The organism is Delftia acidovorans SPH-1, assembly GCF_000018665.1.
GTDB classification, from domain to species: Bacteria; Pseudomonadota; Gammaproteobacteria; order Burkholderiales; family Burkholderiaceae_C; genus Comamonas; species Comamonas acidovorans.
In genome coordinates this window covers 3,635,706-3,647,645 of the sequence record NC_010002.1, presented here as the reverse complement: position 1 = coordinate 3,647,645, position 11,940 = coordinate 3,635,706, and the positions used below count along the sequence as shown (strand labels likewise).

The following is an 11,940-nucleotide window of genomic DNA, read 5'->3' as shown; positions in this document are numbered from 1 at the left end:
GAAGTCTCGGGCCCGCTACCACCTCAACGCCGCCACCCGCAGCGCATCCACCGCCATATCGATGAAGGCCCGCACGCGATGCGCGGCATGGCGCCCTTCCCTGTGCACCACATGAATCGGTAGCGGCGGCCGCTCGAAGGGCTCCAGCACCAGGCGCAGTGTGCCGTCCTGCACGGGCTTGGCGATCTGGTAGAGCGGCAGGCGCGTGATGCCTTGCCCGGCCAGGGCGCAGTCTGCTGCAGCCTCGTTGGTCATGGACATGAGGCGCGGCTGCAGGCGCACGGCCAGGGCCTTGTCGCCTTCGAGAAACCGCCATTCGGGCGTGGAGGTGAGGCCGGATGCGGTGATGGTGGTGTGCTGGGCAAGCTCCTCGGGCCGCTGGGGCACGCCGTGGCTGGCCAGGTATGCGGGCGAGGCGCACAGCACCTGTCGCACGCTGCCCACGCGGATGGCCTGCAGCGAGGAATCGGGCAGATCGCCGATGCGCACGGCCACGTCCACGCCCTCGTCCACCAGGCTGACCACGCGGTCCACAAACCAGCAGTTGACGTCCACCTCAGGGAACCGGCCCAGGTAGTCGTGCACCACGGGCAGCACGTGCATGCGCCCGAAGTTCACCGGCGCCGTGAGCGTGAGCCGGCCGCGCGGTGCGGCGTGGGCGCTGGCGGCATGCTCGTCGGCCTCTTCCAGCTCGGCCAGGATGCGGCGGCAGCTGTCGGCGTAGGCCGTGCCGGCCTCGGTCACGCGCACGAAGCGCGTGGTTCGCGTGAGCAGGCGCACGCCCAGGCGCTCCTCCAGGTCGGAGACGGCCCGCGTCACCACCGAGGGCGAGACCTTGAGCCGGCGTGCGGCCGAGGCGAAGCCGCCCGTGTCCACCACCGCGAGAAATGCCGTCATGGACTGGAAGCGATCCATCTGTGCCTGCCTTGTCTGTGTCGTATGTCTGCCCGGCTGCGAGCGGCCCGCGCAGGCCTGCACAGGTTTGCGCCGGCGCTTTGTTCGCGTTCCCGCAAGAGTGACTTGCCGCCGCCAGGGATTCTAAAGATGCGGGCGGAGAAGGAGGATACGTCCCGTGGTGCCGACAACCGGCGCCTTCACCAACCCCAAGGAACCGCAATGAAGCTCTACCACTTTCCCCTGTCCGGCCACGCCCACCGCGCCCGCCTCTTCCTCGGCCTGCTGGGCGTGGAGCATGAGCTGGTCCACGTGGACCTGGCCAACGGCGCGCAGAAGAAGCCCGAATTCCTGGCGCTGAACCCGCTGGGCCAGGTGCCGGTGCTGGACGACAACGGCACGGTGATTGCCGACTCCAACGCCATCCTGGTCTACCTGGCGCGCAAGCTGGACCGCCAGGACTGGATGCCCCTGGGCGCACAGGCCGAGGCCGAGATCCAGAAATGGCTGAGCATCGCCGCCGGCCCCATCGCCTTCGGCCCGGCGGCGGCCCGGCTGGTCACGGTGTTCAAGGCCCCCTTCCAGGCCGAGGAAGTGATAGCCCGCGCCCACGCCATCCTCGGCAAGATCGAGGCGCAATTGACCGGCCGCCCCTTCCTCACCGGTGCCACGCCAACGATTGCCGACGTGGCCCTGTACAGCTACATCGCCAGCGCGCCCGAGGGCAATGTGGACCTGCAGCCCTACCGCGAAGTGCGCGCCTGGCTGGGCCGCATCGAGGCGCTGCCGGGCTTCGTGGCATTCGCCCAGACACCGGCCGGCCTGCGGGCCTGAGTGCCTGAGCCACACCTCCCCTGAAACCCCGGCAAAGGAGCGCACCATGCACCCGCAACCCCCGAAAAACCCCGCCTCGCCATGGCATGCGGGCGAACTGGCGATCCAGCAAAGCGTTGGCGTCGTGGGCCGCATGGACATGCCGGGCCGCAAGTTTGTGCGCCCCTTCCTGCTGGACCAGCACCGCGAGTTCTATCCGCTGCTGCATTTCGTGGTGCTGGGCAGCGTGGATGCGCAAGGCGACGCCTGGGCCACGGTACGGGCCGGCGAGCCGGGCTTCCTGCACTCTCCCGATCCATCGACCCTGCATGTGGCGGCGGGCCGCGATGCGGCCGACCCGGCCGAGCCGGGCCTGGCAGACGGCCGTGCCGTGGGCCTGCTGGGCATGGACCCCATGACGCGCCGGCGCAACCGGCTCAACGGCACCGTGCGGCGCAAGACAGGCGTTGATGGGGCGGGCGCCTTCGACATCGGCGTGGTCCAGAGCTTCGGCAACTGCCCGCGCTATATCCAGAACCGCAGCGTCCGGTTCGTCCGGCCTGCGGACGAGCCCACGCAGGTGCCGGCTATCGAACTGGCATCGCTGGACCCCCGCGCGCAGGCACTGATTGCGCAGGCGGACACGTTCTACGTGGCGTCCTACGTTGATGGGGAGGATGGCCTGCGCCAGGTCGATGTCTCCCACCGTGGCGGCAAGCCGGGCTTTGTGCGGATCGACGCCGATGGAACGCTGACCATCCCCGACTTCTCGGGCAACCTGTTCTTCATGACGCTGGGCAACTTCCTGGTCAATCCCAAGGCGGGCCTGCTGTTCATCGACTCCGAAACCGGGGAAATGCTGCAGATGACGGGCGAGGCCAGCGTCATCCTCGACTCCCCGGAAATCGCGGCCTTCGAGGGCGCCGAGCGCCTGTGGACCTTCAAGCCCCGCCGCATCGTGCGCCGGCCCGACGCCCTGCCGCTGCGCTGGAGCATGGCGGCCGACGGCTGGTCGCCCCACCTGCAGATGACCGGAAGCTGGGCCGATGCCAGCCAGCGCCTGGCCGCCGCCCGGCTGGGGCGGCAATGGCGGCCGTTCCGGGTGGCGCAGGCCGTGGACGAGAGTTCCACCATCCGCTCGCTCTACCTGGAGCCGGCCGATGGCATGGCCACGGTGGCCCCCCTGGCCGGCCAGCACCTGCCGCTGCGCCTCATGCTGGCGGACGGCAGCCATCTGCAGCGCACCTATACGCTGTCGCTGGCGCCTTCGGACGGGCGCTTGCGCATCAGCGTCAAGAGGCAAGGCCGCGCATCCAGCCATCTGCATGGCCTGAAGCCCGGCGATCTGGTCGAGGCCCGCCCGCCCGCTGGCAGCTTCACCGCCGATGCGGCCCTGCGCCGACCCGCCGTGCTGCTGGCCGCGGGCATAGGCATCACGCCCTTGCTGGCCATGCTGCGCCACATCGTCCACGAAGGCCGGCGCACCCGCAGCCTGCGGCCCACCTGGCTGTTCCAGGCGGCTCGCACGCGAGATGAAAGGGCCTTTGACGCGGAGATTGCCGAACTGGTGAAGGCCGGCAATGCCGAGGTGCACTGGGTGCGAACGCTCAGCCAGCCCGGCACGGCAAAGGCCGGCCGCGACTACGACCACGAAGGCCACATAGACATGGCCCTGTTGAAAGCCACCCTGCCCTGGGACGACTACGACTTCTACCTCTGCGGCCCGGACACCTTCATGCAGGCCACCTATGACGGCCTGCGCGAACGCAATGTGCCCGACGAGCGCATCCACGCAGAAGCCTTCGGTCCGTCGGCCCTGAAGCGTTCCATGGCCGGTGCAGCCCCCGCCGCCGAACTGCCGGCACCCGCCACACAGCCTGTCCGCATCATCTTTGCCGACTCGGCCAAGGAAGCGCGCTGGAAGCCCGGCGACGGCAACCTGCTCGAAGTGGCCGAGGCCAGGGGGCTGGAACCCGCCTTCGGCTGCCGGGGCGGCAGCTGCGGCGACTGCCGTGCTCGCGTGCTGGAAGGCGGCGTGACCTACGCATCCCCGCCCTCCTTCGCCGTGCCGGCGGGCGAGGCCCTGATCTGCTGTGCGGTGCCTGCGCAGGGGACGGGGGAGGCTTTGCATCTGGCGTTGTGAGGAGCCTGTCTCTGCGCGCTTTCCGCATCAGGACATACCGACGGCAAAAGGAGCATCAGCGGTTGCTGCCCAATGCTTGGCTGCATCTAGCTTTCTATCTGGACGAGTATCGATTCATCAAGCTCTATGACTTCAAACAGGCCCTGACCCCGCTCATAGACCTCCCCTGACAGGAACCGAACCACTTTCTGGCCGATGAGCATGCACATCTCCACGACAAAGCCATCTGCATCCCGGCGCATGTCTTTTATCCGCACAAGACCCAAGGGCAACTCAGCCAGCAGTCGGTCACGGTAACCAATGGATGCAGGCACGCCGGGATCCGACTCAGACGCCTCTGGAGTCACAAGGTACAGGCCGTGAAAACCGCTGCCATCGTCGATACGGGAAAGCATTGACCAGACACGTCCGTCCACCAGTTGGATCCAAATCTCGATGAACTGGAGATAGGGCACCTGCGGATGGCTCCAGACTGCTTCGCCAGGTACCCAGTGCTGCCGACCTGATTCATCCATATCCCAGCGGCCGCCTTCGGCCAACGCCATCTCGCAAGCTCGCCAGCCCACAATCACCTGCTGGTCGAGATCCTGAAGGGACGGGAACTGGCGCGGCCCCATGGGCTGGATGGAGCTCCCGGGGGCCGGCTCGGTGTCATCGATATGGATTACCGCGAACCCTTCCTGCTCACTCGGCGGCTCGAACATGGCAAACACGCTGCGAATGGCCTGCTCCGGCACTTGGTGATCGGCTCGCCGCTGCGTGTTCCTCCGCAAGGCGGTCTGCAAATCGGCTTTGAGCCAAATACAGACTACCGGCACCCCATGTGATCTGGCGATCTGAATGGAACGCTCACGATGCACCGCCTTCGGAAGGGCGGCATCAAAGAACACCGCATCACCACCCAACGCTAGGGCGTTCTGTTGAATCCAGCTGCTCTTGCCTGCAGCTTGCACCCCCACCACCACATAGAGCTTGGTCGCGGGCGAGCTGACAGACAGTGCTTTGTCCAAGTCCCGGTACGCCAACTCCCATGCGGCAGCACTGCGTTCCGGGGTGAACAGGCGACCTTGTTCGGTTTCCAGATAGTGGTCTGGATTGATGTGCTTTGTAGTGTCCATGGTGAGCTGCAAGATTCTGGATCACTGTAGCTGGGCACGGCGCCGTACCGTCCGCAGACAAACGAACCCACCATGCAAAACGGCCTTGATCGATACACTCGCTGCAATTCCTGCGCCCTCGTACACGCCGCAAATCCAAAGCCCTGCCCATGCAACTCACCAACTGCCTGCTCCGCCTGTCGCCCTTGGTCCTCACCTGCCACATCGGCCTGGCCTGCGCACAGATCACCACGCCCTCAGCAGGCACCTATGTGCGCAAGGGCGGGGGTGGCGATCTGGTGGTGCGGGCCAATGGCAAGTTCCATATCCAGACCGTCGGTGCCAACGGCCATACCTGTGAGCTGGAAGGCACCATCACCAACGGCCGGGCCAGGATAGCGAATTCGGCCTGCGCAGTGGACTTCACGCCTGCCGGTCAGCGCGTCGGGGTCGACACGGCCACCGCCGATGCATGCCGGGACTTCTGCGGCATGCGGGCCTGGTTCGGTGGCGATTACCTTCGGCCCACACCCGGCTGCACGGACAAGGCCATTGCCGCATCGCGCAGAAACTTCAAGCGCGCGTACGACGCCAAGGACTACCGTCTGGCGCTGACCACGCTGGCGCCGGTGCTGCAGGACTGCGATGAGGTGCTGACCGGCGTCGCCAAAGGCTGGCTGCGCAACGACCTGGCGCTGGCGCAGCTTCGCTCGGGCGACGCAGCCGCCTGCCGCCAGACCCTGGCCCCGCTGGCCGAGGAAGCCGGCAAGACGGATCAGGAACTGCGCGAGGCCTATCCGCCCACCGATGCCGATGTGGTGCTGCCCATGCTCAAGGCCGCGCGCACCAATCTGCGCTTGTGCAGTTGAGCGGAGCCATCGCCATGAAAGATCCCGCATCGCCCAACGCAGGAATCTCCGGGCATTTCCGGCGTGAGGCGAAGTGGATGCTGTGGGTGCTTGGCGTGCTGCCCTTGGCGCTTGCCTTGCTGGCAGCGTGGCTGGCGCCGCTGATCCTGAACCATGTGGAGAAAGACAAATGCCTGAAAGCTGGAGCACAGATCTCCAGGCAAACCGGCAGGTGCGAACGCCCTGAACAGGCGCCCCCGAAGGAGTGAATTGCGGGCTGTCCCGTTGCCCGCCTGGCGCACGACGATGCCCTGTGCTTGGGCGTGGTGCCCATGCTGTAGCGGATCGGCGGCGGCCCGGGCGTCTTGCCCTATCCTTGTGCGCTTTCATTCCAACCGAGCAGCGCCCTTGAACAGGGCTTGACCCCTTGGCACCCATGACCGATATCCGCCCCGCCCGCTTCCCCGAAGACCTCGACGCCGTGGTCCGCATCTTCCGGGAATACGTGGCCAGTCCCACCGTGAGCCTGGACTTCCAGGACTTCGAGACCGAGTTCGCCGCCCTGCCCGGCAAGTACGCCGCACCCGAAGGCTGCGTGCTGCTGGCCTGGAAAGACGGCCAGCCCGTGGGCTGCGCCGCCCTGCGCCAGGTGGATGCGCAGACAGGCGAAATGAAGCGCGTCTACGTGCGCCCCACGGTACGCAGCGAGAACCTGGGGCGCCGCCTGGTGGAAGGCATCCTGGACGCTGCGCGCCACGCAGGCTACACCCGCATCTGCCTGGACGTGCTGCCCGAGTTCCAGGCCGCGCAGCGGCTGTATGAAAACCTGGGTTTTGTGGATGCGGAACCGGTGAGCTTCAATCCCGTGCCGGGCACGCGTTATCTCGGACTGGATCTTTGAGGCATGCGCCCTCCGGCAGGCGGCCTTCAGCGCCTGCACGGCTTCCGATGCGCTGACACCCGGTCCCTGAGTCCTCGTCTGCAAGCATTCGGCACGGTGAGACCGTAGCCCATACCCCGGTCCAACAGCCTGCCGCAAGCGCAGCGGCGGTACGGACCACCTCTTCCCGCATCCTTCATCCGCAAATGCCCGTGGCCGAGCCGGGCAGCCTGCGCTTGTACCCCGTGAATGCCGCCCATGGCGAATGGCGCTGCCTGGTACCAAACGCTCATTGGCAGCATCTCTATTCACCTGGCATTTCAATCCTGATTTTAGGAATTGTCCTAAGGATAATTCTGAAAATGATCTGTGGGCGACTTCTTTGATTGACCTCGTGCAGGCCATGAAATCAAATGAGGACTCTTCGCACAGCAAACATCGGAAACCCGCCTGGACACTGACAGCGGATTATTCGCCTGCTTGCAACCACTCATTTCCGTCAAATTGCCTTTATTGACCAAGGCGCATTGGCTGGAATCATCGATTCCGCTTCTGATCCAGCGTCTCCATACACCATGCCAGCCTCCATTGCCGCCACCTTCTATCAGATCGGCTATGCCGACATGCTTGCTCGCCAAATGGAGCAAAAACAGATCGATGCCATTGTGCTCACGCCACAGGAATACGCAGACATACTGAGCGACAAGGCGCGTAACAATCCTCGCCTGGCGGCCACGCTGCATGCCATGCTGGCCCACAGTGCGCTTGGGCGATACTGGACACACACCGCCAGCCCGAATGCAGGCAAACCCTGGGTCGCTCCCGCCTCCCTGATGGTCAGCGACGCGTACCTGATCACCAAAACGCTGATTGCATTGGGCTTGGCCGGTGCCCGCTCCTATATCAAGACAACCGCCACAGGCACCTATATCATCATCACGGGCTACGCGGGACTTCGCCGCCAGTTGCTGCAAGGCACGCGATTCCTTGCCGCCAATCCGAGCATGGTCCAGATGGGCCTGGGTATTCGCGGTCTGCAGAATGTGGCCAAGGGCGGGTTCCTTCTGAGCCTGGTGGTGGGCACCGGGATAGAGTCACTGGACTTCATCTTCAATGACGAGAAGACCATGCATGATCTTGTGGGTGGGATTGGAGTGGAGGCGGTCAAGGCGGGATTGGCGACGATGATTGCAATAAGTGCGGGAGCCCTAACTGCAAGCGTTACCACTTTGGTCATTTTTCCGCTAGGAGCGATGGCGTTAGCCATATTTGCCACTGGAGCACTTCTCAACTACACAGATCAGCGATGGAAAATAAAACAAAACGTTATTACAGCCCTAAAGTCTGTAAACAATGAAAAAGCACCAGGCATATATAAACTAGATCAAAGCACCATTCAATAAAGGCAGCTACCATCTCTCAGCACGTGAGCATCACCCAAGGATCACGATCCAACAGAAAATCAACTTCACAAGATACTTCGCGTCAAATCAAAAGAAAATCAATTCATTAAAATAAATATGAGAGACATAAAAAATATTCGGAAATCTGCAATATTTGGAATACCCATCAGCATTCTACTATCCGTCGGATGTTTCTGGTTTTTCTTTGCGGAAACAATCCCGATGCTGAAAGACATAAATGCTCTCGCGCCAACCATAAGAATCATGCCGGGCGCACCAACAATCTTCATGACTCCTTTCGTTTTTATTACGTTAGCACTGGTATCGGTGCTGAATTCCATCCCCTGCAACGACAGCATTCTACGAAAATCCGATAAAGCACTATCAATAGTTTTCACCCTTGGAATTTCTTCAGCACTGGTTTCTTTGATATTTATTACTCCGCTGCAGTACTATGCGATGCCTAAGCTTGGCTATACACGTTGCAATATTCTGGAAGGGCATCCCACCCTATATTTCACAGACTGGGTAAAAAACCCCGAGTGGTGCGTTCGCGGAAAAACCAGGGAATGGGTCAAAGAGCAGGCCAGGCTCTCCGGCAACCTTGAAAATCCCTGAAATAAAAAAAGCACAGACCACATGGTCGGCGCTTTTTTGCATCCTCCGGCAGCCGTGCTGCCAACTCCCTCAGAACGCCTCTTCACTCATCTGCGCGCAAGTCATGTCGCGCTCACGCACGACCTTGAGCCAGGCGCCGATCTTCGGCAGCTCGTAGCCAAAGAAGTAGCGCATGGCGGCCATGCGGCCAGCGTTGGCGGGTTCGGCCAGGGCGGCGTCCTTGGCGAGTACGGCCAGGGACACGTCCAGCCAGGTCCAGGCCAGTACCGTGTGGCCGAAGGCCTGCATGTACGGCACGGCATTGGCCAGGGCCTGTTGCGGGTCGTCGGTGGCCCATGCGGCCTTGGTGGTGGCGCCGACTTCCTGCAGGGCCTTGGCCAGTTCGTTGGCGTGGCCGGCCAGCTCGGGCCGGGCCATGGCGCGCTGGATGGTGTCGTTGACGCGCGTGGCCAGCAGCTGCAGGCCCTTGCCGCCTTCCATGAGCACCTTGCGGCCCAGCAGGTCCATGGCCTGGATGCCGTGCGTGCCTTCATGGATCATGTTCAGGCGGTTGTCGCGCCAGTATTGCTCCACGGGAAAGTCGCGCGTGTAGCCGTAGCCGCCGTGGATCTGGATGGCCAGGGAGTTGGCCTCCAGGCAGAACTCGCTGGGCCAGCTCTTGGAGATGGGGGTGAGCACTTCCAGCAGCAGCCGTGCCTCGGCCACGGATTCGGGCGTGCCGGTGTGCTGCTCATCGACCAGGCGCGCGCAGAACAGGTTCAGCGCCAGCGCGCCTTCGCAATAGGACTTCTGCGCCAGCAGCATGCGCTTGACGTCGGCGTGCTCGATGATGCGCGACTGGGGGCGCGTGGCATCCTTGCCGGCTGCACCCGGCGCCCCCTTGATCGGCCGGCCCTGCGGGCGGTTCTGCGCATAGTCCAGGCTGGCGTGGTAGCCGGCCAGGCCCAGCATGGTGGCGGCCATGCCGATGGAGATGCGGGCCTCGTTCATCATGTGGAACATGCATTTGAGGCCCTCGCCGGGCTTGCCGACCAGGTAGCCCACGGCCCCGGCGCCGCCGCGCACGGGAAAGCGCCCTTCCCCGAAGTTCAGCAGCGTGTTGGTGGTGCCACGCCAGCCCAGCTTGTGGTTGAGGCCGGCCAGGGCGACGTCGTTGCGCTCGCCGGTCAGTTGGCCTTCGGTGTCCACGAGCTTCTTGGGCACGATGAACAGCGAGATGCCCTTGACGCCGGGCACGGGCTTGCCATCGGGGCCGGGGATCTTGGCCAGCACGAGGTGGACGATGTTCTCGGTCAGCTCATGGTCGCCCGCGCTGATCCACATCTTGTTGCCCTTGAGGCGGTAGCGCGGACCCAGCGCATCGCTCTCGAAGTCGGCGCCATCGGGCTCGGCACGGGTGGCAATGTCGCTCAGTGACGAGCCGGCCTGGGGCTCGGACAGGCACATGGTGCCGGCCCAGCGGCCATTGAATTCATTGGTGGCAAAGACCTGTTTTTGCATGTCCGTGCCGTGGGCCATGATGGCGTTGGCATTGCCCGAGGTCAGCATGTTGGAGCCGATGCTGATGGAGGCCGCCGCGAAGAAGCTGTTGGCTGCCGCCTCCACGGTGTAGGGCAGCTGCATGCCGCCGATGTCGTAGTCCTGGGCGGCGCTGAGCATGCCCGAGTCGGCATAGGCCTGGCGCGCATCGTGGGTGCACTGGGGCAGGATGACTTTCTCGCCGTCGAACTGCGGCTCCTGCGTGTCCACGGTGCGGTTGAAGGGGGCGTATTTCTCGCGGGCGATGCGCTCGCAGGTGTCGAGCACGGCATCGAAGGTGTCGCGCGAATGGTCGGCAAAGCGCTCGCGCTCGCCCAGCGCATCGGCGCGCAGCCATTCATAGAGCAGGAAATCGATGGTGGAACGCAGGCGCATGGTGATGTCCGGAATCAAAAAAGAAGCCGCAGGCGCCGCCAGAGGGAGCGCGTGCGGCCAACAGGAGTAACGGGAACAGGCGGTGGCGGCCACAGCCGCCACCTGCACTTACAGCACTTCGAACACGCCGGCGGCACCCATGCCGCCGCCGATGCACATGGTCACGCAGACACGCTTGGCACCGCGGCGCTTGCCTTCGATCAGGGCGTGGCCCGTCAGGCGCTGGCCCGACACGCCATAGGGATGGCCCAGGGCGATGGCGCCGCCGTTGACGTTGAGGCGGTCGTTGGGGATGCCCAGCTTGTCGCGGCAGTACAGCACCTGCACGGCAAAGGCTTCATTGAGCTCCCACAGGTCGATGTCCTGCACCGTCAGGCCCAGCTTCTTGAGCACCTTGGGCACGGCGAAGACGGGGCCGATGCCCATTTCGTCGGGCTCGCAGCCGGCCACGGCAAAGCCCAGGAAGCGGCCAAGAGGCTTGAGGTTGTTGCGCGAGGCATAGTCCTCGCTGACCACCACGCAGGCGCCTGCGCCATCGGAGAACTGGCTGGCATTGCCGGCCGAGATCACGCCGCCGGGCAGCGCGGGGCGGATGCCCGAGATGCCTTCCTTGGTCGTGCCTTCGCGCACGCCCTCGTCCTTGCTGCAGGTCACCTCCTTGGTGATCAGGCCGCGCACCTTGTCGGCCACGCCCATGGTCACGGTGATGGGGGCGATCTCGGCATCCAGCAGGCCGGCGGCCTGGGCCGCGCAGGCCTTTTGCTGGCTGGCGGCGCCGTATTCGTCCATGGCGTCACGGCCGATGCCATAGCGCTTGGCGACCTGTTCGGCGGTCTGCAGCATGCTCCAGTAGATCTCGGGCTTTTGCTTGGCCAGGGCCAGGTCCTGGATCATGTGCAGGTTCATTTCCTGCTGCACGCAGGAGATGGACTCCACGCCGCCGGCCACGTAGACATCGCCCTCGCCCGCGATGATGCGCTGCGATGCGGTGGCAATGGTCTGCAGGCCCGAGGAGCAGAAGCGGTTGATGGTCATGCCCGATGCGGTGATGGGCAGGCCGGCCTTGAGCGCGATCTGGCGCGCAATGTTCATGCCGGTGGCGCCTTCGGGGTTGGCGCAGCCCATGATCACGTCATCGACGGCGGCAGGGTCGATGCCTGCGCGCTGCACGGCGTGCTGCACGGCATGGCCGCCGAGCGTGGCGCCATGGGTCATGTTGAAGGAGCCCTTCCAGCTTTTGGCCAGGGGCGTGCGGGCGGTGGAAACGATCACGGCGGATGTCATGGATATTCCTTGTATGGCGGGTTTGCGGTGGTTCGCAAAAAGTTCG

11 protein-coding genes are annotated in these 11,940 nt (G+C 64.2%); 7 read left to right on the top strand and 4 right to left on the bottom strand.

Features of this window, described 5'->3' with window-relative positions; all coding sequences use genetic code 11:
* Positions 1-15: 15 nt before the first annotated feature.
* Positions 16-915 carry a LysR family transcriptional regulator gene (locus DACI_RS16740; RefSeq protein WP_012205162.1) on the bottom strand — a complete coding sequence of 300 codons (900 nt, stop codon included), beginning with the start codon at positions 913-915 and terminating at the stop codon, positions 16-18.
* A gap of 201 nt (positions 916-1,116) precedes the next feature.
* Between DACI_RS16740 and DACI_RS16735 the strand changes: the two genes are divergently transcribed.
* Together DACI_RS16735 and DACI_RS16730 are read left to right on the top strand one after the other, a co-directional pair.
* Positions 1,117-1,728 (top strand): glutathione S-transferase family protein, encoded by a 612-nt coding sequence (locus DACI_RS16735; RefSeq protein WP_043781753.1) that lies wholly within the window; start codon positions 1,117-1,119, stop codon positions 1,726-1,728.
* A gap of 46 nt (positions 1,729-1,774) precedes the next feature.
* Positions 1,775-3,850, top strand: a complete 2,076-nt coding sequence (locus tag DACI_RS16730) for a 2Fe-2S iron-sulfur cluster-binding protein (RefSeq protein WP_012205160.1) — start codon at positions 1,775-1,777, stop codon at positions 3,848-3,850.
* An 86-nt stretch (positions 3,851-3,936) separates the two neighbouring features.
* Here DACI_RS16730 and DACI_RS16725 read toward each other — a convergent pair whose 3' ends face one another.
* On the bottom strand, positions 3,937-4,968 hold the full coding sequence (locus DACI_RS16725; RefSeq protein WP_192812284.1) for an AAA family ATPase: 1,032 nt from the start codon (positions 4,966-4,968) through the stop codon (positions 3,937-3,939).
* Between the two features lie 149 nt (positions 4,969-5,117).
* Between DACI_RS16725 and DACI_RS16720 the strand changes: the two genes are divergently transcribed.
* From DACI_RS16720 to DACI_RS31350, 5 genes are all read left to right on the top strand, one after another.
* Complete coding sequence (locus DACI_RS16720; RefSeq protein ID WP_012205158.1) at positions 5,118-5,816, top strand: hypothetical protein; 699 nt, start codon at positions 5,118-5,120, stop codon at positions 5,814-5,816.
* 14 nt (positions 5,817-5,830) lie between these two features.
* Positions 5,831-6,064: a hypothetical protein gene (locus tag DACI_RS16715; protein ID WP_043781750.1), complete on the top strand. Its 234-nt coding sequence runs from the start codon at positions 5,831-5,833 to the stop codon at positions 6,062-6,064.
* Between the two features lie 167 nt (positions 6,065-6,231).
* A complete protein-coding gene (locus DACI_RS16710; protein WP_043781747.1) occupies positions 6,232-6,696 on the top strand; it encodes a GNAT family N-acetyltransferase in 465 nt (154 codons plus the stop codon).
* Between the two features lie 554 nt (positions 6,697-7,250).
* Positions 7,251-8,078, top strand: coding sequence for a hypothetical protein (locus DACI_RS16705; protein WP_012205155.1), 828 nt, complete (start codon positions 7,251-7,253; stop codon positions 8,076-8,078).
* Between the two features lie 222 nt (positions 8,079-8,300).
* Positions 8,301-8,696, top strand: a complete 396-nt coding sequence (locus DACI_RS31350) for a hypothetical protein (protein WP_012205154.1) — start codon at positions 8,301-8,303, stop codon at positions 8,694-8,696.
* A 69-nt stretch (positions 8,697-8,765) separates the two neighbouring features.
* Here the strand turns inward: DACI_RS31350 and DACI_RS16695 are convergent, their stop codons facing one another.
* On the bottom strand, positions 8,766-10,610 hold the full coding sequence (locus tag DACI_RS16695; protein ID WP_043783474.1) for an acyl-CoA dehydrogenase: 1,845 nt from the start codon (positions 10,608-10,610) through the stop codon (positions 8,766-8,768).
* Positions 10,611-10,718: 108 nt separating this feature from the next.
* Complete coding sequence (locus DACI_RS16690) at positions 10,719-11,894, bottom strand: acetyl-CoA C-acyltransferase (RefSeq protein WP_012205152.1); 1,176 nt, start codon at positions 11,892-11,894, stop codon at positions 10,719-10,721.
* Positions 11,895-11,940 lie beyond the last annotated feature (46 nt).

Bases quoted from the DNA above. Each gene is read 5' to 3' on its own strand.
- DACI_RS16740 (WP_012205162.1), bottom strand. From the start codon at position 915: ATGGATCGCTTCCAGTCCATGACGGCATTTCTCGCGGTGGTGGACACG.
- DACI_RS16735 (WP_043781753.1), top strand. From the start codon at position 1,117: ATGAAGCTCTACCACTTTCCCCTGTCCGGCCACGCCCACCGCGCCCGC.
- DACI_RS16730 (WP_012205160.1), top strand. From the start codon at position 1,775: ATGCACCCGCAACCCCCGAAAAACCCCGCCTCGCCATGGCATGCGGGC.
- DACI_RS16725 (WP_192812284.1), bottom strand. From the start codon at position 4,968: ATGGACACTACAAAGCACATCAATCCAGACCACTATCTGGAAACCGAA.
- DACI_RS16720 (WP_012205158.1), top strand. From the start codon at position 5,118: ATGCAACTCACCAACTGCCTGCTCCGCCTGTCGCCCTTGGTCCTCACC.
- DACI_RS16715 (WP_043781750.1), top strand. From the start codon at position 5,831: ATGAAAGATCCCGCATCGCCCAACGCAGGAATCTCCGGGCATTTCCGG.
- DACI_RS16710 (WP_043781747.1), top strand. From the start codon at position 6,232: ATGACCGATATCCGCCCCGCCCGCTTCCCCGAAGACCTCGACGCCGTG.
- DACI_RS16705 (WP_012205155.1), top strand. From the start codon at position 7,251: ATGCCAGCCTCCATTGCCGCCACCTTCTATCAGATCGGCTATGCCGAC.
- DACI_RS31350 (WP_012205154.1), top strand. From the start codon at position 8,301: ATGCTGAAAGACATAAATGCTCTCGCGCCAACCATAAGAATCATGCCG.
- DACI_RS16695 (WP_043783474.1), bottom strand. From the start codon at position 10,610: ATGCGCCTGCGTTCCACCATCGATTTCCTGCTCTATGAATGGCTGCGC.
- DACI_RS16690 (WP_012205152.1), bottom strand. From the start codon at position 11,894: ATGACATCCGCCGTGATCGTTTCCACCGCCCGCACGCCCCTGGCCAAA.